This is a genomic window from Promicromonospora sp. NPDC023987 (assembly GCF_040639055.1).
Classification (GTDB): Bacteria; Actinomycetota; Actinomycetes; order Actinomycetales; family Cellulomonadaceae; genus Promicromonospora.
Genome location: NZ_JBEZZF010000017.1, coordinates 61,412 through 86,424, shown reverse-complemented (window position 1 = coordinate 86,424; position 25,013 = coordinate 61,412). Strand labels below are relative to the sequence as shown.

Genomic DNA, 25,013 nt, shown 5'->3' with positions numbered 1-25,013 from the left:
TACCCCCCCGGGTCGCCACACTTCCCCTACACCCCGCTCTTCCGATCTCGGGGGTTCGAGTCCCCCCAGCTCCACCGATCGTGATGACGCGGGACATCGTTCATCGATGTCCCGCGTCATCGTTCGTTCGGGGAGGTCTCCGGGGTGAACGGCGCCCAGCGTTCGATCGCGAAAGCACTGCCGTCCCGCCGCACCTCTGCGGCACCAGGACCGGGCAGGTGTGCGGGGAACACCAGCGCTCCGGTGTCGGCGGCACGTTCGAGGAAACGGCGCCGTTGCCGTGTCGCCGCGGCCTCGTTCTCGCTCAGGCAGGTCTCGCAGTCGGGAGTTCCGAACTGCAGCGGGGTGTGGAGAAGGTCGCCGACGAACAGCGCACGCTCGCCTCGCGACTCCAGCGTGAGCACCGCCGAGCCAGGCGTGTGGCCTGGTGCCGGCTCCAGCACCAGGTTGCCGTCGATGCGGCGGGAGCCCTCCCACAGCATCGCCTGCCCGTGCTCGTGGACCGGCAGCACGCTGTCCTCGAACATGTTCTGGTTGCCCAGCGCTGCGCTGATCCCGCCCAGCGAGCCGCGCTTCGGGTGGCCGTTGACCGGGTTCCAGAACTCGAAGTCCGCTCGGTGGATCAGGTACTCGGCATGCGGGAACGTGGGAACCCACTCGCCGTCGGCCAGCCGGGTGTTCCAGCCGACGTGGTCGGCGTGCACGTGGGTGTTGACGACGACGTCGACGTCCTCCGGTTCGATCCCGGCGGCCTGGAGCCGTTCGAGGAAGTCCGTGTCGAGGTGAGACCACGGCCGCATGTACGGGCGCTCCTTGTCGTTGCCTATCCCGGTGTCGACGAGGATCGTGCGGCCCTCGCTGCGCAGCACCCACGTCTGCATGTACGCGTTGAAGTGCCCGGTCTCGGGGTTCCAGAAGTGCGGGGCGAGCCACTTCTGGCCGGCCTGCCACATACTGGGCGTGGTGCTGGGGAACACCACCTCGGCGGGGGCGATCGGCGCGTGCCACTCCACCACGCGAGTGACCTGGACGTCACCGATCTCGATGGTGCTGACGGTGCGCTGGTCGTACGAATCAATGCTCATGGCTCGACTCTAAGGACGGCAATCTGCTTGTTCACATGCTTGAGAGGGGACGATTCATACGTGAAAAGACCGCACAGCAGGCAGATGGCGGTAGCCTTGCGCGGTGGATGTCCTCACTGAGGTGATCGCAACGATGCGCATCGGGCGGACCAAGTTCGCCCGGACCCGCCGCACCGGGCCATGGGGTGGCCGGTTCGACCACTATCCAGGGGCTGGCTTTCACGTGCTGCTGCACGGCTCGTGCTGGCTCATTCCCCCCGAGAGCGAGCCGGTACCGCTGCATGCCGGGGACGTCGTCTTCCTGCCGCACGGGTCGGCGCACGGCATGAGTGACCGTCCCGACCATCGCATCGACGCGCTACCGCTCGACCAGCCCAGCGGGTCCGACGAAGCCCCTGACGACCCGACGGCCGTCAGCGCGCACCTGCTCTGCGGCGCATACCGCCTCGACCGCGGTCAGGCGCACCCGTTCCTCCGCACCTTGCCCGACGTGCTGCACCTCCCGGCCGCATCGGGCCACCACGACCTGCGGACGGCGGTCGACCTGCTCAGCGCGGACCTGGCCAACCCTCGTCCCGGCGCGGACGCGGCACTGCCGGCCCTGATGGACCTGCTGCTGGTCTACCTGCTGCGTGCGTGGCTGACCGAGGAAGTGGCGTCCCATCCCGACCGGGGCTGGCCCGCGGCGCTGACCGATCCGCTGATCGCGGCGACGCTCAACAACATCCACAGCGACCCCGCCAGGCGATGGACGGTGCAGGACCTGGGTGCCGCGGTGGGCATGTCGAAGACCGCCCTCGCCCGCAGGTTCACCACGATGGTCGGGCAGCCACCACTGGCGTACCTGACCTGGTGGAGGCTCAGCACCGGCGCGCGTCTGCTGCGGGACACGAACGCGCCCCTGGCCGCGGTCGCCCGGCAGGTCGGATACACCGAGTTCGCCTTCGCAAACGCCTTCCGCCGCGAGTTCGGCGTCGCACCGGGCCGGTTCCGGCGGTCTTCCGCAGAGACCAGGGAGGTCTGACGCATGTCTGAGAAGGCTGACTTCAAGAAGAGCCTCGACTCCTATCGCGCGAAGCGTGGCGAGCTCCGGATCCTCGACGTGCCCGACCTGCAGTACCTCATGATCGACGGCCACGGGGACCCGAACACCTCGCCCGCCTTCACCGAGGCGGTCGAGACGCTCTATCCGCTGGCGTACACCCTCAAGTTCGCCGGCAAGCGGGAGCTCGGCCGCGACTTCGTCGTCATGCCGCTGGAAGGGCAGTGGTGGGCGGAGGACATGGACTCGTTCACCGCCGCGCGGGACAAGTCGCGGTGGAGCTGGACCCTGATGATCATGCAGCCGGACTGGATCGACCAGGACCTGTACGCCGCCGCTGTCGGCCAGGTCCGGGCGAAGAGCAGCCCCGCCCGGCTCGACGACGTCCGTCTCGAGCCGCTCTCCGAAGGGAGCTGCGTGCAGACGCTGCACGTCGGCACGTTCGACGACGAGGCCGACGTGCTCGCGCGGATGCATGACGAGTTCATCCCGGGCAACGGCCTCCGGATGGTCGGCAGGCACCACGAGATCTACCTCAGCGACCTCCGCCGGGTCGCGCCCGAGAAGCAGCGGACGATCCTCCGGCAGCCCGTCCGGAGCGACATGGACGTCCCGTGAGCTCGCGTCGGACGTACCTGATCCGCGACCTTCGAGAGGCACCACCGGCGGACGGCGGTGCTACGCCTCCGGTGAGACGAGGCCTACCCGGTAGGCGAGCACCACGGCCTGCACCCGGTCGCGCAGGCCGAGCTTCGCCAGGATCCGGGACACGTACGTCTTCACCGTCTCCGGGGTGATGACGAGCTCCCCGGCGATCTCCGCGTTGGACAGCCCGGCGGCGAGCTGCCCGAGCACCTCGAGCTCGCGCGCGGTCAGGCTGCGCACGATCTCGTCCCTGGCGGGCCGGGACGTGTCGGTCGGGCGCAGTCGCTCGGCGAAGCGGCCGATGAGGGCGCGCGTGACGGTGGGGGCGAGCAGGGACTCACCCTGAGCGATCGTCCGGACGGCGCCCACCAGCTCGGCCGGGGGAGAGTCCTTGAGGAGGAACCCGCTGGCCCCGGCGCGGAGCGCCTGGTAGACGTACTCGTCGACGTTGAAGGTGGTCACCATCAGCACCCTGGCCGGCGTCTCGGCGTCCGGGCCCGCGATCTGCCGGGTCGCCTCGATGCCGTCCAGCACGGGCATCCGGATGTCCATGACCACCACGTCGGGGCGCAGCCGGAGCGCCGCCTCGACGGCCGAGCGCCCGTCCGCCGCCTCGCCGACGACGTCCATGTCGGGCTGCGCGGAGAAGATGGTGACGTAGCCGACCCGGACCAGCTCCTGGTCCTCGCAGACCAGCACGCGGATCGGGGGTCGTGCGTCCGTCGGGGAGACGGTCATGAGCTGCTCCTGGCAGGGCTGGAAGGGATCACGGCGCGCACGCTGAACCCGCCGCCGGGCAGCGGGCCGGCCTGCAGGTCGCCGTCGAGCACCCGGACACGTTCCCGGAGCCCGGCGAGACCACGGCCCCCGGGCGGCGCGACCGGCGGGACCGGTGTGACCGGCCTGACGGCCGTACCGGGCGCGGCGGGAGCGGCCGCCGCAGCCGGCGCACCGGCCGGCGCGGCGACGGGCACCGGGGCCGGCACGGCCGGTCCCTCCGTGGTCACCTCGATCTCGAGGTGCTCGTCGACGTGCCGCACCCGGACGGCGGTCGGCCGCCCCGCCGCGTACTTGAGCGCGTTGGTGAGGGACTCCTGCACCACCCGGTAGGCGGCCAGCTCGACGGCGTCGGGCCGGGGCCGCTGTTCGCCGTCCTCGGTCCACTCCACCGGCTGGCCGGCCTGGCGGGCCTGCTCGACGAGGTCGCCCACCCGGCCGAGGGCCGGCGCCCGGTCCGTCGGCGCCGACTCACCGGTCGCCTCGAGCACGCCCAGCAGGTACCGCAGCTCGGTCAGGGCACGGCGGCCGGTGCCGCTGATGGCGGCGAGGCCCTCGCCCGCCCGGTCCGGTGTCGCGGGCAGGAGGTACTGCGCGGCGTCGGCCTGGACCACCATCGCCGTCACGTGGTGGGTCACCACGTCGTGCAGCTCCCTGGCGATCCGGGCTCGTTCGTCCGACGTCGCCACGGCGGTTGCCAGACGCCGGTGCTCGAGCTCCTCGGCCCGCCAGCGGCGCATTCCTGTGCCGGCCATCCAGATCACCACCAGTGCGAGGTAGAAGGCGAGAAAGTCCGGGAGCTGGTTGGGCGAACCGAGGCCGGCCACAGTGGCCGCAAGGGCGAGGTAGCCGACGGTCGCCAGGGCGGCGACGACGCGGCGCCATCGGGCCAGGTACGCCCCGGCGGCGTACAGCGCGAGATAGAGGCCGACGCTCGCGAACGTCGACGGGTAGGACAGCGCCTGGTCCAGAGCGAACGCGGTGCCGATGATCGCCAGGCAGGCCAGCGGCCACCGGCGGCGGATCGCGAGGGGCACGCACTGCGCGAGGAGCAGCGTCACGGCCAGCGCGTCCGCCGGCCGCTCGGGCAGGTCGCTGAGCTCCACGCCGATCGTCGACAGCGTCGGGACGAAGCCGAGCCCCGCGAGGACCGCCGCCAGCACACCGTCCCGGACGGCCGGGCGGCCGACCCGCCACCGGCCGATGATCGAGCGGAGGCGCGGGGCCCGGTCGGTTGCGATGATGGCGGGCACGGCCAGAGCCTACGGGCGGGGACGGCGAACCGGTACCAGCGTGCCCCGGCGTCGGGCGAGCAGCAGCATCGGTACGGCGAGCAGCAGTCCGAGCGTCACGGTGACCAGCGACCCCTCGATGCCGAACGCGCCGCCGGTCAGCAGCATCGGGCCGGACACGTCGACGGCCAGCAGCCCCGGAGCCACGTGGCCCGAGACCGTGATGCCGAGCAGGGCGACGGTGGTGTTCCACGCGAAGTGGAGCCCGATGACGAACCAGAGGTTGCGTCGCCAGAGGAACGCGGCGCCCAGCAGGCCGCCCGCCTCGATCCCGATCGCTATCGAGGTCCAGAGGGTGGCGCCCGGGTTGAGCAGGTGCATCAGGCCGAAGAACAGGGCGGTGGTCGGCAGCGCGATCCAGCTGCCGAGCAGCCGCTCGAGGGCCTGCACCGCGAAGCCGCGGAACATGAGCTCCTCGGTCACCGCGACGCCGCACGTGATGGCGAGCACCGGCGCCACCACCGCCAGGACGTCGACGTCGGCCCAGGTGAACGAGTAGCCGCCGAGCGCGGTGATGATGGAGGCCGAGCCCGCGACGAAGCCCAGCCCGATGGCGGCGCCGAACAGCGCCTCCGGCACGGCCCGGCGACCGGCGATCTCCGGCGTGCGGCGCCGGGCGACGAAGCGCATGACCGCCCAGTAGACGACCACCGCGAGTGCGGCGCCCAGCACTGGGATCACGGTGACCGGTTCGCTCTGTGCGGTCAGCCCGGCGACGACGCCGACCCCGACCAGGCCGATCAGCATCCAGGCCAGGGGGAACCGCAGGAAGCGGCCGATCGGGCCACCGCGGGCGTCGCCCACGGAATCCGGTCGAGGTGTCGTGGCTGTCGTGCTCATGAGGGCCTCCGTCGTTGTGCGGCCGCACGGTTCTGCGACCAGCAACAACGCTAGGAGCGCGCGCGTCCGGGCGAGTCACCCGCCGGCAAGCAGGTCGGGTAGCTCTCCCGGGGGATGGCCCGGTGAACGAGCGGCTGCCCCTGAGGGACCAGCTGCCCGGCGTCCACCCTGGGGATGACGCGGTCCGACCATGGACCGATGCCCCGAGGGGCGCGGGGTCGTTACGTTCTTTGCATGATCACGGCACCGAGCATCCAGAGCATCGAGACGTCGACCGTACCGACGGGCACCTTCCGCCTGGCGGTGCGCATCGGGGCCGTCGTGCTCCTGAGCATCCTGCTGGGTGGTGCGACCTCCTGGGCGCAGGGGGCCTTGCCGAGCGAGCTCAGGTCGTTCGCGAACTCGGCCAGCGGCTGGACGGTGCTGACCGCGCTGCTCGTCTTCTGGTCCCGGGCGCGCACGGGCCCGGCCGCCCTGCTGGGTGCCGTCAGCTTCGTCCTGCTGGTGCTCGGCTACGCGGTGGCGTCCCAGCTGCGAGGTCTCTGGTACGACCCGCTCCTGTTCTCCGCCGTGGGGCTCGCGGCCGGTCCGCTCGTGGGGGTCGCGGCGTCGTGGCTGCGTGCGACCGGTGTCCGGGCGGCCCTCGGCGCGGCGCTCCTGGCCGGCATCGGTGTCGGGGAAGCCGTCTACGGGCTCACGGTCGTGGGGGAGACGACGAGTCCCGTCTACTGGTCGTTGATCGCCGCCGCCGGCCTCGCGCTCGTGGCCGGCCTGCTCGTGCGCCGCATCCGGGGGACGCTGCCGGTCGGGCTCGCGATCGGCGGTACGGCGGTGGTCGCGACGGTGTTCGTGGTCGCCTACTCGAACCTGGGCTGATCAGGCCTCGACCATCCGGTCGAGGAGCCGGTCGAGCAGCTCGTCCACGCGCTCCCCGGCGCCGTCGTCGACGAGGAGGGTCTGGGCCAGCCCGCTGACGCCGGCCACGATCAGCTCGGCGTCCAGGTCGGCCGCCCGCCCGGCGGACGGTGCCGCGTCCTCGCGGACCCGCCGCAGCTGCTCCGCGATCGTCCGGGCGAGGAAGCGCGGCGCCCCGAGCGTGTCCTCCGCGCTGACGTCGGGGCCGGTCAGCGCAGCGGCGTGGAACGTGTTGAGGACGATGGTGTCCTGTCGCCGGTCGGCGTCCGTCGGGAGCAGCTCGGTGAGGATCGCGCGGATCACGTCGCGGGGGGCCGGCTCGGCGCCGAGGGTGCTGAGCCGACGGGTGAACCGCACACCGGCGTCGGCCACCACCGCCTGGTGGGTGGCGAGCAGGAACTTCTGCTTGGTGCCGAAGTAGTACTGCACCAGCCGCACCGAGATGCCGGCCTCTCCGGCGACGGACTGGAAGGTGGCCGCTCCCAGGCCGTCCCTGGCGATGACCCGGCGCGCGGCGCTCGTGATCTGCGTTCGTCGCTGATCGTGGTCGGCCAGCTTCGGCATGCGGTCCCGCTCTCTCGTCGTGTGCGCCCGTCCGGGCCTTCTTGGTACGTATGAACCATGATAGATGATATGTTCGTACCACCAAGACGACGGAGGTGGCGCGATGGCCAGGATCGGAAGGTTCAAGAGCGACGAGGCGCGGGAGGCGTACCTGCGCACGTACGAGGCGATGGCGGGCCTCTGGCCGGTACCGGCGGCGCTGACCGACGTCCCGACCTCGTTCGGGCCCACGCACGTGCGCCGGTCCGGCGCCGGCGACGGGGTGCCGCTCGTGCTGCTGGCGGGCCTGCTCGCCACGAGCCTGCACTGGCACTCGATCATCGAAGGGCTGGTGCGGGACCGTGCGGTCCATGCGTTCGACACGATCGGCGCGCCCGGGCGCAGCGTGCAGACCGCCCCGCTGGCCGGCGACGCCGCTTACGGCGCCTGGTTCGCGGAGGTGCTGGACGGGCTCGGGCTGGATCGCGTCCACGTGCTGGGGGAGTCGTCGGGTGCCTGGCACGCGACCCTGGCGGGAATGCACGCGGCCGACCGGGTGGCGAGCGTGTCCCTGATCGAGCCCAACGGGGTGATCGCCAGGACGCCGTGGCGCGCGCTGCTGAAGGTGATCCGCTTCGGCGGCAACACGACGGACGAGGGCTGGCGCAGGATGGGCGAGTGGCTGACGCCCGGCGTCACCATGACCGACGTCGAGCGGGCGAACGCGAAGGCGAGCCAGGGATACCGGCTCGCGGCCGGCTGGGCGCGGCCGCTCAAGGATGCCGAGCTGGAGTCGTTCGCCCCGCCGCTCCTGGCGATCTATGGCGGTGAGTCGGTGGTGTCGGATCCGGTAGCCGCGCAGCGGCGCCTCGCCGAGCGGCTGCCGAGTGCCGAGGTAGAGGTCTACCCGGGCGGGCACGGCGTGCGCGGCCAGGTCCCGGACCAGGTCACGGCACGGGTCGTGGAGTTCCTGGCCCGGCATGACACGGCGGTACGACTCGACCGGTGAGCCCTCGGAGCGGTGACGAGGGTGTGGTTGTCACCTCATGTTTGAGAATCGTTCTCATCTCTGGTTCACTCTGTCCTGGTAACGAGAATGATTGTCATTCTAGACGGAAGGAGCGGGCGGTCCTGACCGGGCTGCCCGACCAACGATGAGAAACCACACCATGCGCACCGCGGCGGGCCTCGGTGCAGCCCTTTCCCTGCTCCTCCTCAGCGCCTGCGCGGCCGGCGGCGACACCGCTTCGGGCACCGCCTCGGAGTCCGCCTCGGCCGGGGCCGAGGCGCCGGAGGCCACCGAGGCCCAGGCGCGCACGCCGCGCGTCGCCGTCACCTATAAGGGCGGCGTGCTCGTCCTGGACGCGATGAGCCTCGAGCCGGTCGGCGACATCGAGCTGGAAGGCTTCAACCGGCTCAACCCCGCGGGTGACGAGCGTCACCTGATGGTCTCCACCGCGGGCGAGTTCCGCGCCCTCGACCTCGGCAGCTGGGCCGAGGCGCACGGCGACCACGCCCACTACTGGACCGCCGAGCCGACGCTCACGGACGTGGCCTACGAGGCGGCCAAGCCCGGCCATGTCGTGGTTCACGAGGGGCGCACCGCCCTGTTCGACGACGGCACCGGCCTGGTCCGCGTGGTCGACTCTGAGCACGTGGCCGACGCCGACGCCGCGGCTCGGGAGCACACGACGCCGTCGGCCCATCACGGGGTGGCGGTCGAGCTGACCGACGACACGCTGGTCGTCTCCGAGGGCACGGAGGAGGGCGCGACGGGCATCCGGGTGCTCGACGGCGACGGCAAGGAGATCGCCGCGTCCGACGACTGCCCCGGCGTGCACGGCGAGGCGGTAGCCGCTGACGAGGCGGTGCTGATCGGCTGCCAGGACGGCGCACTGCTCTACGCGGACGGCAAGATCACCAAGGTGGACGCGCCGGACAGCTACGGCCGCATCGGGAACCAGGCCGGCACCGAGGCGTCGCCGATCGTCCTCGGCGACTACAAGACGGACAAGGACGCCGAGCTGGAGCGGCCCACGCAGGTCTCGCTGATCGACACGCGCGACGGGAACCTCGAGCTGGTCGAGCTGCCGTCGTCGTACACCTTCCGGTCGCTCGCGCGCGGCGACGACGGTGAGGCCCTGGTGCTCGGCACGGACGGTCAGGTGCACGTGATCGACCCGGAGACGGCGAAGATCACCAAGTCGATCCCGGTGATCGACGAGTGGGAAGAGCCGGTCGAGTGGCAGGAGCCGCGCCCCGCGATCCTCGCCCTGGACGGCTCCGTGTACGTCACCGACCCGGCGACCGACTCGATCCACGCGGTCGACGTCGAGTCGGGCGAGGTGTGGAAGTCGGCGGAGCTCGGTGTCACGCCGAACGAGCTGAACGGCGTGACGGGCGGCGAGCCGCACGCCCACGAGGACGAGCACGAGCACGAGCACGAAGGCGAGGGCGAGGACCACTGACCGCGGGCTCCGCGGACCGCGCCTCCCGCTGACGCCCCGCTGATCGGTCCTCTCGCTGATCGAGCTTGTCGAGATCCAGGTCTCGACAAGCTCGACCAGCGAGGGGCGCGCTCAGGCCCGGGCGAAGAACGTCCGCAGGTCCTGGACCACGAGCTCCGGTACCTCCAGGGCGGCGAAGTGGCCGCCCTCCGGGTACTCCGCCCAGTGCTCGATGCGCGCGTTGTCACGCTCGGCCAGCGACCGGATGGTCTGGAAGTCGTCGGCGAAGACGGCGACGCCGATCCGGCCGGTGCTCACCACGGGCTCGGCGCCCGAGCGCTGCTCGGTGTAGTGGTAGCGCACCGCCGTGGCCGCGGTGTTGGTGAGCCAGTACAGGCTGACCTGGGCGAGCACCTGGTCACGGGAGACCAGGCTGGTGCCGTTGCCGAAGTTCTCGAACAGCTCGCTGTAGGCGAGCTGCGCCACGGGTGAGTCGCTGAGCCCCGCGGCGATGGTCTGGGGCCGCGAGCCGTTCATCGCGTTGTACCCGCCCACGCTCTGGAACCACTGCATGTGCTCCAGGGCGGCGAACTCCTTGGGGCCGAACTCGTCCATCTCGCCCTCCGCGCCGGACGGGAACGAGAAGAGCTGGAGCACGTGCGAGCCGAGGAAGCCCTCGGGATCGAGCACGGCCAGCTCGCGTCCGATCATGGCTCCGCCGTCGCTGCCGTGGGCGCCGTAGGACTCGTAGCCGAGCCTGCGCATCAGCGTGTCGAAGGTGCGGGCGACCCGGGCCATGGTCCAGCTCCCGCCGTCGGCCGGCTCGCTCAGCGGGGTGCTGAAGCCGTAACCCGGGGTGGACGGGACCACGACGTGGAAGGCGTCCTCCGCGCGGCCACCGTGCGCGACGGGGTCGGTGAGCGGGCCGATCAGATCGAGGAACTCGAGGAACGAGCCCGGGTAGGTGTGGCTCAGGACCAGGGCTCGTGCGCCGGGCTCGGCCGATCGCACGTGGAGGAAGTGCACGGTCTGCCCGTCGATCTCGGTGCGGAACTGCGGGAAGGAGTTGGCGCGCTCCTCGACCGCACGCCAGTCGAACGCGGTGCGCCACTGCTCCACGGTCTCGCGCAGGTAGGACTCGGGCGTCCCGTAGTCCCACGAGTCGCCCGGCGCGGCGGGGGCGAAGCGGGTGCGGGCGAGGCGGTCGGTGAGGTCGTCGAGGTCGGCCTGCGGGACCTCGACGCGGAACGGGTGGATCTCGGCGGCGATGGTGTCCTGGGTGTTCTTCGTGGTCTCCATGTCTGTGACACTACGAGGGGTTCAGGAACAGTTCGTTCCTCTATCCTCATCAGGGTTGGAGCAATTTCCGAGAGTGTCGAGAGGGGCCGTGATGAGCACGACGGCGGGGCGCCTGCTCGCCCTCCTGGGGCTGCTGCAGTCCCGCCCCGAGTGGCCAGGCGCCGAGCTCGCCGCCCGGCTCGACGTCACTGGCCGCACCGTCCGCAACGACGTCGCGCGCCTGCGTGACCTGGGCTACCCGGTCGACGCCGTCCGCGGTCCGGGTGGTCGCTACCGGTTGGGTGCGGGCGGCAAGCTACCGCCCCTGGTGCTCGACGACGAAGAGGCGGTGGCCATCGCCGTCGGACTGCGTTCAGCGGGCGCCGTCGCGGGCATCGAGGAGAGCAGCGTCCGCGCGCTCGGCAAGCTGGAGCACGTGCTGCCCGACCGGCTGCGCCGCCAGGTCGCCGCGCTGCGCGACGCCACGAGCGCCGGCCCCGTCAACACCGACAGCAACGTCGAGGACCCCGCTGTCGACCCGGCGCTGCTCACCGAGCTGGCCGCCGCGATCCGCGACCACCAGGGCCTGCACTGCTGGTACCGCGAGGAACCGCGGGAGGTGGAGCCGGCCCGGCTGGTCGCCTGGCAGCGCCGCTGGTACCTCGTGGGCCGCGACGTCCGCTCGGGTCGATGGCAGCCGTTCCGCGTGGACTGGCTGGAGCTGCGGACCCCGGGCGGACGGCGGTTCGCGCCCGGGGATCTCCCCTTCGACCTGACCGAGTTCGTGGTCCGTGAGGTGGCCCGGACGGGCTGGGCGGTGCACGCCCGCATCCTCGTGCACGCGCCGGCCGCCGAGGTGCTCGCCCGGATCAACCCCGCGGTCGGCACCGTCGAGCCGCTGGACGACGCGACCAGCGTGCTGGTCACCGGCGGCGACAGCTTCGAGACCGTGGCCGTGTGGATCGGCATGCTCGGGCTCGACTTCACGGTGCGGGAGCCGCAGGGGCTCGTCGACCACCTGGCGGCGCTCTCCCGGCGGTACGCCGCGGCGGTCTCGAGCACCTCGCGGCAGTGACGCGCTCATCTGTGAACGCGCCCTTGCTCATCTGTTAATCTGGCGAATGGATCAACGGAGTCTGAAGGGCGGCGGAGGAGCACGATGACGGCACTCGACGATGCGACCGTGGGCAGCCTGGTGGCGTCCGCGCCGACCGGTGCGGAACTGACCGTGCCCACGTACGACCGGGCGCGGCTGACCACCGGGATCGTCCATCTGGGGGTGGGCGGGTTCCACCGCGCGCACCAGGCGATGTACCTCGACCGCCTCATGGCCGACGGCAAGGCCATGGACTGGGCGGTCTGCGGCGTGGGCGTGCTCCCCGGCGACGCCCGGATGCGCGATGCGCTCGCGGCGCAGGACGGCCTCTACACCATGGTGCTCAAGCACCCGGACGGCCGCCTGGAGGCGCGCGTGATCGGGTCGATCAAGGAGTACCTGCTGGCCCCCGACGATCCCGAGGCGGTGCTCGAGAAGATGACCTCGCCCGAGGTCCGCATCGTGTCGCTCACGGTCACCGAGGGCGGGTACAACATCCACCACGTCACGGGCGAGTTCGACCTCGACAACCCGGCCGTCAGCGCGGACCTGGCCGACGGCGCCGTCCCTTCGACGACCTTCGGGCTGGTCACCGAGGCCCTGCGACGTAGGCGGGAGCGCGGCGTGCCGCCGTTCACCGTGATGAGCTGCGACAACATCCAGGGCAACGGCGAGGTCGCGCGGCGCGCGTTCACCACGTTCGCCCGGGCGAAGGACGCGGAGCTCGCCGCCTGGATCGAGGACAACGTCGCGTTCCCGAGCTCTATGGTCGACCGGATCACGCCCGTCACCACGGACGACGACCGCGCGATGGTGGCCGAGCGGTTCGGCATCGACGACGCCTGGCCCGTCGTGGCCGAGCCGTTCGAGCAGTGGGCGCTGGAGGACAGCTTCCCCACGGGCCGGCCCCCGTTCGAGGACGCCGGCGTGCAGGTGGTGGCCGACGTCGAGCCGTACGAGCTGATGAAGCTGCGCCTGCTCAACGCGAGCCACCAGGCCCTGTGCTACGTGGGCTACCTGGCCGGCTACCGGTACGCGCACGAGGTCGCCGGCAAGGACGTGTACGCCAGGTTCCTGCTCGGCTACATGGACACGGAGGGCACGCCCACGCTGGAGCCCGTGCCCGGTATCGACCTCGACCTGTACAAGCGCACCCTGATCGAGCGGTTCGCGAACCCCCACGTGGCGGACACCCTGGCCCGCCTGTGCGCCGAGTCGTCGGACCGCATCCCGAAGTGGCTGCTCCCCGTCGTCCGGCACCACCTGGCGACCGGCGGGCCGATCGAGCACGCCGCGCTCGTCGTCGCGTCCTGGGCCCGCTACGACGAGGGGGTCGACGAGGCCGGCGAACCCATCGAGATCGTCGACCGCCTCGCGGACCGGCTGCACCAGGCGGCGCTCGCGCAGCGCACCGACCCGCTGGCCTTCCTGCGCGACCGCGAGCTGTTCGGCGACCTGGTCGACGACGAGCGGTTCACCGCCGCGTACACGGCCGCGCTGGCCTCGCTGCACGACAAGGGCGCCGAGGCGACGGTGGAGGCTCTGGTCTCCCGCCCCTGACCGCCTGCCCGCCGATCCCCCGGGGTCGGCGGGCGTCAGTCCAGGAGGTGTTCCAGGGCGGTGGCCGCTGCCTCGTCCACCACGAGCGTGTCGGCGACGCCGCCGCGTACCGCCGCCACCAGGCCCGGCGCGACGGCCGAGCCGTAGCCGATCACGATGACCTGGGGAGTCGCGGCGAGTTGTTCGAGGGTCACGCCCACCACTCGCTCGTCGAGGCTGGTCCGGACCGGGCGCCCCTCGGCGTCGAACAGGCGGCCCGAGCACTCGGCGATGGCGCCCGCATCGGTGGCCGCCTGCTGCTCGTGCGCGCTGATCTGCGGGAACACTGTCGAGGTGCGCTCGGACCAGTGCCCGACGGCGACGATCGCGACGTCCAGGTGATCGGCCCGGGCCAGCGCGTCGGCGATCTCCGGCTGACGGCGCATGCCTGCCGCGGTGGCGGCGTCGGCCACCAGCAGCGGCGACCAGACCGGCCACGTGCGCACGCCCGGCATCTGCTCGAACGTGTTGATCAGCGCGAGGGAGTTGCCGCTGCCCTCGACGGGCAGCGCCCCGACCAGCTGGACGACGTCGCACTGCGGGAGCCGCCCGATGTGCCGCACCGCCGCCTCGACCGTGCGCGACCACGACACGCCGACGGTCGCACCCTCGGTGATGTGGGCGCGCGCCGCGTGGGCGAGCTCCACGGCGACGTTCTCCCGGGTGGTCGTCGTGTCCTCGCCGCTGGCGGCGATGAGGATCTCGCCGACGCCGAGCCGGGCGGCGAGCCGGGCGCCGCGCTCGCCGTCGACGCGCGGCGGCGTGATCTCGATACGGACCACGCCCTGGTCGCGCGCCTGTGCGAGCAGGCGGGCCACCTGGAAGCGGGAGATGCCGCGGTCCCGGGCGATCTCGACCTTCGACTTGCCGTCGAGGTAGTAGTCGGTGCTCACCTCGACCATGAGGTTCGACTCGTTCTGGGTCACCTGCGTCCTCACTCCCGCAGGCGCTAGCGGGAACAGTTGAGCGACTATTGAGCGGAGGGTCTTGCTCACCTGAGCATACCCAACTACTCTGCGGTTGCAGATGAGCAGTTTGAATTTCTCAAATGAGCGCGGCGCAGATGCTGCGCCGAGGAGAGGACGAGGATGTTCCGACCTCCGAGGGGTACTTCGGTGAGAGCGACGCTGGCGGCCGCGACGGCCGCCGTCGCGCTGGCCCTGACCGGCTGCGCCGGTGCGGGCGCCGTGGGCGGCGGCGATGGCGAGCAGATAGTGGTGGCCATCGTGTCCAACCCGCAGATGCAGGACGCGATCTCGCTGCAGGACGAGTTCCGCGCGGCCCACCCCGGTGTGGACGTGCAGTTCGTGTCGCTGCCGGAGAACGAGGCCCGAGCAAAGATCACGGCGTCCGTCGCCACCGGCGGCGGCGAGTTCGACGTCGTCATGATCTCCAACTACGAGACACCCATGTGGGCGGAGAACGGCTGGATCGAGAACCTTCAGCCGTACATCGAGGCCACCGACGGGTACGACGCCGAGGACTTCGTGCCCAGCGTCCGGGAGGCGCTCTCGAGTGACGGCGACATGTACTCCGTGCCGTTCTACGGGGAGTCGTCGTTCCTGGCCTACCGCACCGACCTGTTCGCGGAGGCGGGGCTCGAGATGCCCGACAACCCGACGTGGGACGAGGTGCGCGAGCTGGCCGGGGAGCTGCACGACCCGGCACAGGACTTCTCGGGCATCTGCCTGCGCGGCCTGGCCGGCTGGGGCGAGAACATGGCCCCGATGACCACCGTGCTGAACACGTTCGGCGGCGGCTGGTTCGACGCCGACTGGAACGCGACGCTGGCCTCGCCGGAGAGCCGCGAGGCCATCGAGACGTACATCGACACCCTGCAGACCTACGGGCAGCCGGGTGCGGCGACGTCGGGCTTCGGCGACTGCCTCACGCGCTTCTCCCAGGGCCAGTCGGCCATGTGGTACGACGCGACCTCCATGGTCTCGTCCGTCGAGGACCCCGCGTCGTCGACGGTGGCGGGCGACGTCGGCTACGTGCCCGCGCCGGTCGCCGAGACGGAGTCGGCGGGCTGGCTCTACAGCTGGTCGCTGGCGATCCCGTCCACGAGCGAGCACAAGGACGCCGCCTGGGACTTCGTGTCCTGGATGACGGACAAGGACTACATCAAGCTCGTGGGCGAGGAGATCGGCTGGGAGCGGGTGCCCCCCGGCAGCCGGCTGTCCACCTACGAGATCCCCGAGTACGCCGAGGTGTCGCAGGCCTACGCCGACGCGACCCTCGAGTCGATGAACGGAGCCACCCAGGAGGCGACGATGACGCACGACGTGCCGTACCCCGGCATCCAGTTCGTCGGCATCCCCGAGTTCCAGGACCTCGGTACCCGGGTGGGCCAGCAGATGTCGGCCGCCATCGCGGGGCAGATCACCGTGGACGAGGCGATCGAGCAGTCCCAGCGCTACGCCGAGACCGTGGCGGACACCTATCAGGCAGAGGAGGGGCAATGAGCACCACGACCGTCGACCGGCTCGAGGGCGCGCGCCGTGACGCGCGCAAGGCGGCATCCTCGCGGCCGATCAGCCGTGCGGAAGGGTGGCGCCGTCGTGGTCCGCTGCTGCCGGCGCTGATCTTCACCATCATCGTCACGCAGCTGCCGTTCCTCCTGACGATCTGGTACTCGCTGCACTCGCGCAACCTGCTGCGGCCCGAGGCCGACCTGTTCGTCGGCTTCTCGAACTACCTCGACATCGCGCGCGACTCCACGTTCCGGCAGACCGCTCTCAACTCGGTGGTCATCACCCTCGGCTGCGTGCTGGTGGCGATGATCCTCGGGATCGTGCTCGCGCTGCTGCTGGACCGACCCTTCTTCGGGCGCAGCGTCGCCCGCACCATGCTCATCACGCCGTTCCTGGTGATGCCGGTGGCGACGTCGGTGCTGTGGTCGATCGCGCTGCTGAACCCGACCTACGGCCTGTTCAACTGGGCGCTCGGGCTGTTCGGCATCGAGGCGGTCGACTGGACGTCGACCTACCCGGTGATCGCCATCCTGATGGCGCTGGTGTGGCAGTGGACGCCGTTCATGATGCTGCTCGTGCTCGCCGGTCTGCAGGCCCAGCCGAAGGACGTGCTGGAGGCGGCCTCCGTCGACGGTGCCAACTCGTGGCTCACGTTCCGGCTGATCACGCTGCCGCACCTGCGCCGGTACATCGAGCTCGGGGTGCTGCTCGGGATCATCTACGTGGTCAACACGTTCGACCAGATCTACCTCATGACGGCGGGCGGGCCCGGTACGGCCAGCGCCAACCTGCCGTTCTACATCTACCAGCGTGCGTTCCTCGGGTTCGACATCGGGCAGGCCGCCGCCATGGGTGTCGTCGTCGTGATCGCCACGATCATCGTGGCCTCCGCCGCGCTGCGCCTGATCTTCCGTAGCTTCGAAGTGAAGGAGTGACCATGTCTGTCGCCACCCCCGTGGTTACCCCGCGCACGACGGATTCCCGGCGGGAGACCCGCCGACGCTTCTCGGGCGGCTTCCTGACCACCGTCACCTGGCTCCTGGCCATCGGGTTCTTCTTCCCGGTCGCCTGGATGGCCATGACGGCGTTCAAGCAGGAGAACCAGGCCGCCTCCGACCCGCCGACGTGGTTCTTCACGCCGACGCTCGACCAGTTCCGCGCCGTGCTCGAGGGCGGCTCCATGGTCTACGTGGGCAACTCGGTGATCGCCACCGGTGTCTCCACGGTCCTGGTGCTGCTGCTCGGCGTCCCCGCCGCGTACGCGCTCTCGATCCGGCCGGTGCAGAAGGTCAGCGACGTGCTGTTCTTCTTCATCTCCACCAAGATGCTGCCGGTCGTCGCCGTCATCGTGCCGATCTACGTGATAGCCGGCCAGCTCAAGGTGCTCGACAACATCTGGACGCTCGTGGTGCTGTACACCGCGATGAACCTGCCGATCGCGGTGTGGATGATGCGGTCGTTCTTCATCGAGGTCCCCGGCGAGGTGCTCGAGGCGGCGGCCATCGACGGCGCCGGGCTGATGCGGACCATGCGGTCCGTGCTGCTGCCGATGGTGGCGCCCGGTATCGCGGCGACGGCGCTCATCTGCGTGATCTTCGCGTGGAACGAGTTCTTCTTCGCGCTCAACCTGACGGCGTCCCAGGCGGCGACCGTCCCGGTGCTCATCGTGTCGACCATGACGAGCGAGGGCCTGTTCCTCGCCCGGCTGTGCGCGGCGGCGCTGCTCGCGTCCCTCCCCGTGATCCTCGCGGGCTGGATCGCGCAGAAGCAGCTGGTCCGTGGCCTGTCGATGGGCGCGATCAAGTAGGCCGGCGCGGAGCCCGCGCGCTCCCGCTGGCCCGCGCTGGCCCGCGTTGGCCCGCGCTGGCCCGCGTTGGCCCGCGCTGGCCCGCGTTGGCCCCGCCAGCCCAGCGATCTGGCCCGGAACTCCGGTGAGTTTCGGGCCAGATCGCTGGGCTGCGGCGTGTGCGGTGCCGAACCGCAAGTTGGTCGTGAGCCCACTCGGCGCCTGGTCGCCGAACCGCAAGCTGAGTACGGCCGAATGGCGTCCCTGGACATTCGTGCTCCGGAGTCGGCGGCGAGCATGACTGATTCGTGTTCAGCAGGCGCCAGGCGACCGCTATCGGACGCTGAGTGGTCCCCTGGAGCCTGCTGAACCTCGGTCAGGAGTGGTTCGGCGGCGGCAGCGGTCCGCGGCCGGGGGGCCGGGGGTGGTGCCACGGGTGGGGGGGGCGGTGCCAGGGGTGGGTGGCAGTTAAGTGTCCGATGTTTTTTGTCGGGTAGTTGCCGGAAGAACTCAGGGCTCCTTCGATGAGGGGCGGAGCCTGGGCGTCCTGTCACGGGGCGCCGGCCCGCCGTCGCGCGACTGCTCGGCGGCACCGTTCGAGAGGAGCCTGCCCTCATGCGTTTCGGATCAGATCAATGGAGATCAGATCGATGGAGCTCAGGTCGACCCAGCACGGCGCGACGTCGCCCCCGCGGACCGGTCCGGACCGGCTGGGTCGCGGTGGTCGCGGCGGCGGTCCTGGCGTCGGGGATGGTCTCCGCCCAGGGCGTAGGCGCTGACGTCCCGCCCGCCCCCGCACCGACCACCGACGGCAGCACCTACACGAACCCGGTCAGCGCAGGGGTCACCGACACCTTCCCGGACCCTGCCGTGATCCGTGGCAAGGACGGCGCCTGGTACGCCTACGGCACGCAGAACCCGGTGTTCAACAGCGCGGGCGAGCCGGGGGAGCGGATCCTGCCGATCCTGCGCTCCGAGGACCTGGCGCACTGGGAATACGCGGGTGAGGTGATCGACGCAGACGACGTGCCGTCCACCTGGCGGTCGAACTCCCGCGCCTGGGCGCCGGACATCCGCTACGTCGACGGCGAATATCTGCTGACCTACGGCCTCTCCACGGGCGGCCTCGCAGTGGCCACGGCGCCGACGCCGACCGGCCCGTGGGCGCACCGCGACCGGCTGCTGGTGCCGTCCGCGCAGGTCGCGGGCTGTCCGACGGGCAACATCGACCAGGCCCTGTTCACCGACGACGACGGCACCCTCTACCTGTACTGGGGCAGCTACGACGTCGTCTGCGTCTCGGAGCTCACCCCCGGCGCCGAAGAGCTCACCGGCCCGGTCACCCAGGTCGCGCAGGGCCGTCGCATGGAGGGCGCGTTCATGGTGCGCCACGACGACCTCTACTACCTGATGTACTCCGACGCGGGCTGCTGCGACGGGGCGTTCAGCGGGTACACCGTCAAGGTGGGCCGCAGCGAGAGCCCGCGCGGACCGTTCCTGGACGACGACGGAGTGGACCTGATGGCCGAGTCGACCAAGGGCGGCTACGTGCTGACGTCGAGCGGCAACGGGTTCGCCGGGCCCGGCCACCACTCGGTGCTGACCGACCTGGCCGGCCAGGACTGGATGGCCTACCACGCGATCCCGACGGACGACCCGGACTTCCCGCCGGTCGACACCCGGAACGGCACGCTGAATCTGTCGAAGCGGCCGCTCATGATCGACCGGCTCGACTGGATCGACGGCTGGCCGGTCGTGAACGCGGGCGCCGGACCGTCGTCGGGGCCGCAGCCCGCCCCGGCGACCTCCGGCGCGGTCAGCACCACGTTCGCCGGCGGCTCCCTCGACGGCTGGTCCGCCGACGGCGACGTCACCGTCGCCGAGGAGACGGACGCGGGCCCGTACGTGCACCTCGCCGGGTCGTCCCTCGCGAGCACCGCTGGGGCCGACGGCGACCTGCGTGCCCAGGCAGACCTGCGGGTGACCGACGCCGGCGGCGCTGCCGGGCTCGTCCTCGGCGAGGGTGTGCGCCGTGCCGTCGCCTGGGTCGATCGCGGCACGGGCGAGCTGCGGCTCGAGGCCGGGCGCGGGGGCCGCACCGTGCGGACCGCCACCGCCCTGCCGGAGAACTTCCCGTACGCCGACTGGAACGTCGTCACGCTCGACCGCGACGTCGACGCCGGCACGTTCACCGCGACCGTCTCCGCCGACAACCTGAACGAGCCGCTCGGCACGGCGACCCTGACCGCGGCGACCCCGACGGCGGCAGCCCAGCCGGCCGGCGGCACGGGGCGCGCGACCGAGGCACCCGTCGGTGTGACCGCCCGCGGCGGCGCCGACGCCGACAACATCAGCCTCGTCCCCGCGGCCCAGCCGGTGACCGAACGGGTCGCCGACCCCGAGCCGGGCGCGCTGCTGCCCGGGAGCTCGGACGAGTTCGACGGCGTCATGCCCGGCGAGGACGGATCGGCCTGGTCCTGGGTACGGGGCCCGGCCGACGGCGTCCGCCTCGAAGACGGCGCGTTCGCCTGGCCGACCCAGCGGGCCGAGCTGTACCTCGGCACCAACTCGGCGTCCGTGCTGACCCGCGACGCGCCCGAGGGGGACTACCTGGTCGAGACCAAGCTGGAGCTCGACGGCGTCGGGGTGAACAAGCAGGCCGGCCTGGTCCTGTACGGAGGCGACGACCAGTTCGTGAAGCTGGTGCACTCCCAGATCGGGCTCGCCCGCAAGCCGGGGAGCGTCTCGCAGCAGGTGGAGTTCACCAAGGAGGGTCCGCGCCCGACCACCACGCCGCCGACGGCGGTGGACGCCGCCCCGATGTGGGGCGCCGCGCCGGGCGAGACCACGTGGCTGCGGCTGTACGCCCGGGAGGACGCCGTGAACGGTGAGCAGGAGGTGCGCATGGCGTCCAGCACCGACGGGGAGACGTGGCGGTGGGGCGGCGTCTGGACCCTGCCGAACGACAAGGACCTCCGCATCGGGCTGGTAGCGATGAACACCCCGGGCGCCACGGCGAGATTCGACTACGTCCGCACGTACGCCATGCCATAACCCTTCGTTGAGTGCTGGCTATGTGTCGGTTCAGGAGGCCTCGACCCACAAATAGCCAGCACTCAACGAGAAGAGGGTGAGGTTCTGTTCGGATGCGGCGTAATTGATCAGGTTTTCTGCCGGGTTGTTGACGGAAAAATTCAGCGGTCCTTATGGTCACTCGTATGTCGACGACGACACCCGGAAGTACCGCGAGACGCGCCCATGAAGGCCGCGTTCTCGGCGCACTGCGCGACGGACCACTGAGCCGCGCCGAGCTCGCCCGGCGCGTGGGGCTCTCCAGGACCACCCTCTCCGAGACCACCGCGGAGCTCCTGCGGCGCGGCGCCATCGTGGTGCTCGACACCGACGCCGCCACCCGCAGGGGCAGCGGCCGGCCCGCCGAACGGCTGGCGCTCGACCCCGGCTCCGGCCAGTACCTCGGCGTCGACTTCGGGCACCGGCGCGTCCGTGCCGCGGTCGCCGACGCGACGCGCGAGACGGTCGCCTCCGGCGTCGAGCACTACGACGACGACACCGTGGGGTCCGAACGCCTAGAGCTCGCCTTCGGGCTCATCGACCGGCTCGCCCGCGAGCACGGGCTCCACTTCGGGGAGCTCCAGGCGGTCGGCATCGGTGTCGCCGGACCGCACGGCGGCCGGCGCCCCGACAGCGAACAGGTGCCCTGGGTGCGTCGTACGGCGCCCGACGACGTGCACGCCGCGTTCGCCGAGCGGTTCGGCGCGCCCGTCGTCGTCGACAACAACACCCGCCTGGCGGCGCTCGCGGAGGCGGTGTCGCAGCCCGAGGGCGCGCGCGACCTGCTGTACGTGCGCCTGTCGGACGGCGTGGGCGGCGGGCTCGTCGTCGGCGGGCGGATCGGCACGGGGGCGCACGGGTATGCCGGCGAGCTGGGCCACGTCTCCGTCGACCCGGCGGGCACCAAGTGCCGCTGCGGCAAGCGCGGCTGCCTCGAGACCGTCGCGTCGGTCCATGCGGTCCTCGCCGCCTGCCGCGAGAAGGGCGTCGAGGTCGACACCCTTGACGACCTGGCCGCGGCCGTGGCTACTAGCGACCCGGTGGTCGAGGGCGTGCTGCGCGACGTCGGCGCGACCGTCGGGCGGGTGCTCGGCATGGCGGCCCTGACCCTCGACCCGGACGAGATAGTGATCGGCGGCGAGATCACGCGCGTCGCCCCCGTGATCGTCGAGCAGGCCGCCGCGACCCTGCGCTACGAGCTGCACCCGCTGCCCACCGGCGACTCGCTGGTGGTCCGCGCCGGGCGCCTGCGCGACACCGACGGCGCGCTCGGCGCGCTCGCCGCCGCCTTCCATCTTTCGCCGCTGCTGGCCGGATACCCCGAGCCGGAGACCACCGATGCCCCCGGAGAGCTGCGCGCGCCACGACCCGGGGCCCCGCCCGAAACTCTGCACGCACGTATGAGGAGAGCCCTGTGACAGCGTCGACCGTGTCGACTCCCACCCCGACCAAGAACGGGTCACCACCCCGTCGTCGCGCTGGGAAACGAACAACCCTGCTGGTCCTCAACACCGTCTCGGTAGTGGGCGGGATCGGGATCTGGTGGGTGCTGGCCCTCAGCGGGCTCCAGCTCCCGACGCCGCCAGAGGTGCTCGTCAAGGGCATCGAGCTGTGGAGCGACGGCACCCTGATGGAGGACCTGACGGCCAGCCTCGGCCGCGTCCTGGCCGGGTTCCTGCTCGGCTCGGCCGCAGCGGTGCCCGTCGGGTTCCTCATGGGCTGGTACACGCCCGCCCGTGGCCTGTTCGAGCCGTGGATCCAGTTCTTCCGCACCATCCCGCCGCTCGCGCTGCTGCCGCTCGTGCTGGTGCTGATGGGCATCGGCGAGCTGCCGAAGGTGTTCGTCATCTTCCTGGCGGCCTTCCTGGCGTGCGTCATCTCGACGTACCAGGGCGTGGTCAGCGTGGACCGGACACTCATCAACGCGGCCCGGGTGCTCGGCGCGAAGGACGGCACGATCTTTCTGCGCGTCGTGGTGCCGGCGTCGTCGCCGTTCATCCTCGTCGGCATGCGCGTGGGCCTCGGCTCGGCGTGGGCCACCCTCGTGGCAGCGGAGCTGCTCGCCGCGCAGGCGGGCCTCGGGTTCCGCATGCAGCAGGCCCAGACCTACTACGACCTCGCGACGATCTTCGTCAGCATCGTCGTCATCGGCATCCTCGGCCTGGCGATGGACCGGCTGCTGCTGCTGGCGGAGACCAGGCTCACCGGATGGCAGGAGCGACGATGACCACCACCACGCAGGAGACACCGAGGACCATGACCGACGACGCGAAGATCTCCGTACGGGACACGCGCAAGACCTTCGCGCTCAAGGACGAGGAGTTCGTCGCGCTCGACAGGGTCTCCCTCGACGTCGCCGACAACGAGTTCGTGACCGTCGTCGGCCCGTCGGGCTGCGGCAAGTCCACCCTGATGAACATCGTCGCGGGCCTGGAGACGCCGACGTCGGGCGAGGTGCTCGTCGACGGCAACGGGGTGACCGGCCCCGGCCCGGAGCGCGGCGTCATCTTCCAGCAGTACGCGCTGTTCCCGTGGCTGACCGTGCGCAAGAACGTCGAGTTCGGCCTCAAGGTGGCCGGCCTGCCCGCCGCCGAACGCAGGGAGCGCGCCGAGCACTACGTGCGGCTCGTCGGCCTGGAGCAGTTCGCGGACGCGCTGCCCAAGACGCTCTCCGGCGGCATGAAGCAGCGCTGCGCCATCGCCCGCGCCTACGCGGTGAACCCGTCGATCCTGCTCATGGACGAGCCGTTCGGTGCGCTGGACGCTCTGACCCGCGTGCGCCTGCAGGAGCAGCTGCTCGACACCTGGAGCACCGAGAAGCGCACGGTCCTGTTCATCACGCACGACGTCGACGAGGCGGTGTTCCTCGCCGGCCGTGTCGTGGTCATGGCCGCTCGCCCGGGCCGGATCCACGAGGTCATCGACGTCGACCTCCCGTACCCGCGCACCGAGGACGTGCGCCTCAGCCCCGAGTTCGGCGAGCTGCGCAACCGCGTGTGGCGCGCCGTCTACCACCAGACCGCCGGCCACTAGCCCGGCCCCGCCGGTGACCCCCTGACCGGCCACCCTTACCCAGAACCCAATAACCCGTTCTAAGGATCCCCCATGCGATTTTCCAGGCCGTTTCCCCGCAAAACTCTCGGCGCGGCGCTCGCCGGCCTCGCTCTCGTGCTGTCCGTTGGCGCCTGCTCCTCCGGCGGTGCCGCCGGTGAAGACGGCGGCGACTCCATCGAGGTGACCTTCGGCTACATCCCCGACTTCAACGGCACCAGCCTGCTGGCGATCGCCGAGGACCAGGGGCTGTGGGAGAAGCACGGCGTCGACGCCACCACGTCGTCGTTCACGAACGGGCCGCTGCAGATCCAGGCGCTCGGCACGGGTGACCTCGACTTCGGGTACATCGGCCCCGGCGCGTTCTGGCTGCCGGCCTCCGGGCAGGCGAAGCTCGTCGCGATGAACACGCTCGGCCGGGCCGACCGCGTCGTCGCGCAGCCCGGTATCGAGTCCGTCGAGGACCTCGCGGGCAAGACGGTCGCGGTGCCGGAGGGCACGTCGGGCGACATGATCCTGACGCTCGCCCTCAAGGAGGCGGGCATGACCAAGGAGGACGTCGAGCTCGTGCCGATGGAGCCGCCGGCCATCGTGGCCGCGCTGTCGTCCGGCCAGGTCGACGCCGCCGGCTTCTGGTACCCGTCGCTCGCGACGGTCAAGGAGCAGGTCCCCGACCTGGTCGAGCTCGCGGACAACACCGACTTCGAGGAGACCGTCGCCTTCCCGACGGCGTTCGTCGCGGGCAACGACGTCGTGGCCGACGACGCCGAGAAGGTCGACGCCGTGCTCAAGGTGCTGCGCGAGGCCATCGCCTACCGGGCCGAGAACATGGACGAGGCCATCCAGCTCACTGCCGACTTCAACAACCTCGACGTGGCCGACGTCGAGGCGGACGCCGCGAACGTCGAGGTCCTCGACCTGGCCGAGCTCGACAAGATCACCGAGGACGGCACCGTCGACACGTGGCTGTCCGGCATGAACGAGTACTTCGTCGAGGCGGGCACGCTCGACGCGCCGGTCGACCCGTCCGAGTACTACACGGGCGACCTGTTCCTCAAGGCGGGTGAGTGA

The 25,013-nt window shown here is 71.2% G+C and carries 22 protein-coding genes; 15 read left to right on the top strand and 7 right to left on the bottom strand.

Annotated features, from left to right (window positions below; genetic code table 11):
* Positions 1 to 116: 116 nt before the first annotated feature.
* On the bottom strand, positions 117 to 1,085 hold the full coding sequence (locus AB0F40_RS10725) for an MBL fold metallo-hydrolase (RefSeq protein ID WP_357466510.1): 969 nt from the start codon (positions 1,083 to 1,085) through the stop codon (positions 117 to 119).
* A 103-nt stretch (positions 1,086 to 1,188) separates the two neighbouring features.
* On the opposite strand from AB0F40_RS10725, the gene AB0F40_RS10720 reads away from it, so the two are divergent.
* Positions 1,189 to 2,109: an AraC family transcriptional regulator gene (locus tag AB0F40_RS10720; protein ID WP_357466508.1), complete on the top strand. Its 921-nt coding sequence runs from the start codon at positions 1,189 to 1,191 to the stop codon at positions 2,107 to 2,109.
* Positions 2,110 to 2,112: 3 nt separating this feature from the next.
* Positions 2,113 to 2,745, top strand: coding sequence for a GyrI-like domain-containing protein (locus tag AB0F40_RS10715; protein ID WP_357466506.1), 633 nt, complete (start codon positions 2,113 to 2,115; stop codon positions 2,743 to 2,745).
* A 60-nt stretch (positions 2,746 to 2,805) separates the two neighbouring features.
* Here AB0F40_RS10715 and AB0F40_RS10710 read toward each other — a convergent pair whose 3' ends face one another.
* The 3 genes from AB0F40_RS10710 to AB0F40_RS10700 are packed head-to-tail and all read right to left on the bottom strand — an operon-like array spanning position 2,806 to position 5,681.
* Entirely contained in the window at positions 2,806 to 3,510 is a 705-nt protein-coding gene (locus AB0F40_RS10710) for a response regulator transcription factor (protein ID WP_357466504.1), read from the bottom strand.
* The gene (locus AB0F40_RS10705; protein WP_357466502.1) at positions 3,507 to 4,802 is read right to left on the bottom strand and encodes a histidine kinase; all 1,296 of its coding nucleotides are present in this window, start codon (positions 4,800 to 4,802) and stop codon (positions 3,507 to 3,509) included. The genes AB0F40_RS10710 and AB0F40_RS10705 overlap by 4 nt, the downstream gene beginning before the upstream one ends.
* A 9-nt stretch (positions 4,803 to 4,811) precedes the next feature.
* Positions 4,812 to 5,681: a CPBP family intramembrane glutamic endopeptidase gene (locus tag AB0F40_RS10700; RefSeq protein WP_357466500.1), complete on the bottom strand. Its 870-nt coding sequence runs from the start codon at positions 5,679 to 5,681 to the stop codon at positions 4,812 to 4,814.
* 234 nt (positions 5,682 to 5,915) lie between these two features.
* Between AB0F40_RS10700 and AB0F40_RS10695 the strand changes: the two genes are divergently transcribed.
* Positions 5,916 to 6,557, top strand: a complete 642-nt coding sequence (locus AB0F40_RS10695; RefSeq protein ID WP_357466498.1) for a DUF6518 family protein — start codon at positions 5,916 to 5,918, stop codon at positions 6,555 to 6,557.
* Here AB0F40_RS10695 and AB0F40_RS10690 read toward each other — a convergent pair whose 3' ends face one another.
* Positions 6,558 to 7,160, bottom strand: a complete 603-nt coding sequence (locus tag AB0F40_RS10690; protein WP_357466496.1) for a TetR/AcrR family transcriptional regulator — start codon at positions 7,158 to 7,160, stop codon at positions 6,558 to 6,560. It abuts the gene before it with no gap.
* 103 nt (positions 7,161 to 7,263) lie between these two features.
* Between AB0F40_RS10690 and AB0F40_RS10685 the strand changes: the two genes are divergently transcribed.
* Positions 7,264 to 8,148 carry an alpha/beta fold hydrolase gene (locus tag AB0F40_RS10685; protein WP_357466494.1) on the top strand — a complete coding sequence of 295 codons (885 nt, stop codon included), beginning with the start codon at positions 7,264 to 7,266 and terminating at the stop codon, positions 8,146 to 8,148.
* Positions 8,149 to 8,308: 160 nt separating this feature from the next.
* The gene (gene aztD, locus AB0F40_RS10680; protein WP_357466492.1) at positions 8,309 to 9,607 is read left to right on the top strand and encodes a zinc metallochaperone AztD; all 1,299 of its coding nucleotides are present in this window, start codon (positions 8,309 to 8,311) and stop codon (positions 9,605 to 9,607) included.
* A gap of 111 nt (positions 9,608 to 9,718) precedes the next feature.
* Here aztD and AB0F40_RS10675 read toward each other — a convergent pair whose 3' ends face one another.
* Positions 9,719 to 10,885, bottom strand: a complete 1,167-nt coding sequence (locus AB0F40_RS10675) for an epoxide hydrolase (protein ID WP_357466490.1) — start codon at positions 10,883 to 10,885, stop codon at positions 9,719 to 9,721.
* Between the two features lie 91 nt (positions 10,886 to 10,976).
* Here AB0F40_RS10675 and AB0F40_RS10670 point away from each other — a divergent pair, with 91 nt between their 5' ends.
* Positions 10,977 to 11,939, top strand: a complete 963-nt coding sequence (locus AB0F40_RS10670; RefSeq protein ID WP_357466488.1) for a WYL domain-containing protein — start codon at positions 10,977 to 10,979, stop codon at positions 11,937 to 11,939.
* Positions 11,940 to 12,023: 84 nt separating this feature from the next.
* Positions 12,024 to 13,520 carry a mannitol dehydrogenase family protein gene (locus AB0F40_RS10665; RefSeq protein WP_357466485.1) on the top strand — a complete coding sequence of 499 codons (1,497 nt, stop codon included), beginning with the start codon at positions 12,024 to 12,026 and terminating at the stop codon, positions 13,518 to 13,520.
* Positions 13,521 to 13,555: 35 nt separating this feature from the next.
* Here the strand turns inward: AB0F40_RS10665 and AB0F40_RS10660 are convergent, their stop codons facing one another.
* A complete protein-coding gene (locus tag AB0F40_RS10660; RefSeq protein WP_357466483.1) occupies positions 13,556 to 14,485 on the bottom strand; it encodes a sugar-binding domain-containing protein in 930 nt (309 codons plus the stop codon).
* Positions 14,486 to 14,647: 162 nt separating this feature from the next.
* Between AB0F40_RS10660 and AB0F40_RS10655 the strand changes: the two genes are divergently transcribed.
* The 8 genes from AB0F40_RS10655 to AB0F40_RS10620 all read left to right on the top strand — a co-directional run bounded on the left by AB0F40_RS10655 (position 14,648) and on the right by AB0F40_RS10620 (position 25,013).
* Entirely contained in the window at positions 14,648 to 16,024 is a 1,377-nt protein-coding gene (locus AB0F40_RS10655; protein ID WP_357466481.1) for a sugar ABC transporter substrate-binding protein, read from the top strand.
* Positions 16,021 to 16,968 (top strand): sugar ABC transporter permease, encoded by a 948-nt coding sequence (locus tag AB0F40_RS10650; RefSeq protein WP_357466479.1) that lies wholly within the window; start codon positions 16,021 to 16,023, stop codon positions 16,966 to 16,968. Before AB0F40_RS10655 ends, AB0F40_RS10650 begins: the two co-directional genes overlap by 4 nt.
* Before the next feature lie 2 nt (positions 16,969 to 16,970).
* Positions 16,971 to 17,840 (top strand): carbohydrate ABC transporter permease, encoded by an 870-nt coding sequence (locus AB0F40_RS10645; RefSeq protein ID WP_357466477.1) that lies wholly within the window; start codon positions 16,971 to 16,973, stop codon positions 17,838 to 17,840.
* Positions 17,841 to 18,569: 729 nt separating this feature from the next.
* The gene (locus tag AB0F40_RS10640) at positions 18,570 to 20,873 is read left to right on the top strand and encodes a family 43 glycosylhydrolase (protein WP_357466475.1); all 2,304 of its coding nucleotides are present in this window, start codon (positions 18,570 to 18,572) and stop codon (positions 20,871 to 20,873) included.
* Between the two features lie 164 nt (positions 20,874 to 21,037).
* Positions 21,038 to 22,309, top strand: a complete 1,272-nt coding sequence (locus AB0F40_RS10635) for an ROK family transcriptional regulator (protein WP_357466473.1) — start codon at positions 21,038 to 21,040, stop codon at positions 22,307 to 22,309.
* Positions 22,306 to 23,118, top strand: a complete 813-nt coding sequence (locus AB0F40_RS10630) for an ABC transporter permease (protein WP_357466471.1) — start codon at positions 22,306 to 22,308, stop codon at positions 23,116 to 23,118. The genes AB0F40_RS10635 and AB0F40_RS10630 overlap by 4 nt, the downstream gene beginning before the upstream one ends.
* A complete protein-coding gene (locus AB0F40_RS10625) occupies positions 23,115 to 23,924 on the top strand; it encodes an ABC transporter ATP-binding protein (protein ID WP_357466469.1) in 810 nt (269 codons plus the stop codon). The genes AB0F40_RS10630 and AB0F40_RS10625 overlap by 4 nt, the downstream gene beginning before the upstream one ends.
* A gap of 72 nt (positions 23,925 to 23,996) precedes the next feature.
* Positions 23,997 to 25,013 carry an aliphatic sulfonate ABC transporter substrate-binding protein gene (locus tag AB0F40_RS10620; RefSeq protein WP_357466467.1) on the top strand — a complete coding sequence of 339 codons (1,017 nt, stop codon included), beginning with the start codon at positions 23,997 to 23,999 and terminating at the stop codon, positions 25,011 to 25,013.

Bases quoted from the DNA above. Each gene is read 5' to 3' on its own strand.
- AB0F40_RS10670 (WP_357466488.1), top strand. From the start codon at position 10,977: ATGAGCACGACGGCGGGGCGCCTGCTCGCCCTCCTGGGGCTGCTGCAG.
- AB0F40_RS10640 (WP_357466475.1), top strand. From the start codon at position 18,570: ATGGTCTCCGCCCAGGGCGTAGGCGCTGACGTCCCGCCCGCCCCCGCA.
- AB0F40_RS10655 (WP_357466481.1), top strand. From the start codon at position 14,648: ATGTTCCGACCTCCGAGGGGTACTTCGGTGAGAGCGACGCTGGCGGCC.
- AB0F40_RS10665 (WP_357466485.1), top strand. From the start codon at position 12,024: ATGACGGCACTCGACGATGCGACCGTGGGCAGCCTGGTGGCGTCCGCG.
- aztD (WP_357466492.1), top strand. From the start codon at position 8,309: ATGCGCACCGCGGCGGGCCTCGGTGCAGCCCTTTCCCTGCTCCTCCTC.
- AB0F40_RS10645 (WP_357466477.1), top strand. From the start codon at position 16,971: ATGTCTGTCGCCACCCCCGTGGTTACCCCGCGCACGACGGATTCCCGG.
- AB0F40_RS10700 (WP_357466500.1), bottom strand. From the start codon at position 5,681: ATGAGCACGACAGCCACGACACCTCGACCGGATTCCGTGGGCGACGCC.
- AB0F40_RS10620 (WP_357466467.1), top strand. From the start codon at position 23,997: ATGCGATTTTCCAGGCCGTTTCCCCGCAAAACTCTCGGCGCGGCGCTC.
- AB0F40_RS10725 (WP_357466510.1), bottom strand. From the start codon at position 1,085: ATGAGCATTGATTCGTACGACCAGCGCACCGTCAGCACCATCGAGATC.
- AB0F40_RS10675 (WP_357466490.1), bottom strand. From the start codon at position 10,885: ATGGAGACCACGAAGAACACCCAGGACACCATCGCCGCCGAGATCCAC.
- AB0F40_RS10715 (WP_357466506.1), top strand. From the start codon at position 2,113: ATGTCTGAGAAGGCTGACTTCAAGAAGAGCCTCGACTCCTATCGCGCG.
- AB0F40_RS10690 (WP_357466496.1), bottom strand. From the start codon at position 7,160: ATGCCGAAGCTGGCCGACCACGATCAGCGACGAACGCAGATCACGAGC.
- AB0F40_RS10625 (WP_357466469.1), top strand. From the start codon at position 23,115: ATGACCACCACCACGCAGGAGACACCGAGGACCATGACCGACGACGCG.
- AB0F40_RS10685 (WP_357466494.1), top strand. From the start codon at position 7,264: ATGGCCAGGATCGGAAGGTTCAAGAGCGACGAGGCGCGGGAGGCGTAC.
- AB0F40_RS10650 (WP_357466479.1), top strand. From the start codon at position 16,021: ATGAGCACCACGACCGTCGACCGGCTCGAGGGCGCGCGCCGTGACGCG.
- AB0F40_RS10635 (WP_357466473.1), top strand. From the start codon at position 21,038: ATGTCGACGACGACACCCGGAAGTACCGCGAGACGCGCCCATGAAGGC.
- AB0F40_RS10710 (WP_357466504.1), bottom strand. From the start codon at position 3,510: ATGACCGTCTCCCCGACGGACGCACGACCCCCGATCCGCGTGCTGGTC.
- AB0F40_RS10695 (WP_357466498.1), top strand. From the start codon at position 5,916: ATGATCACGGCACCGAGCATCCAGAGCATCGAGACGTCGACCGTACCG.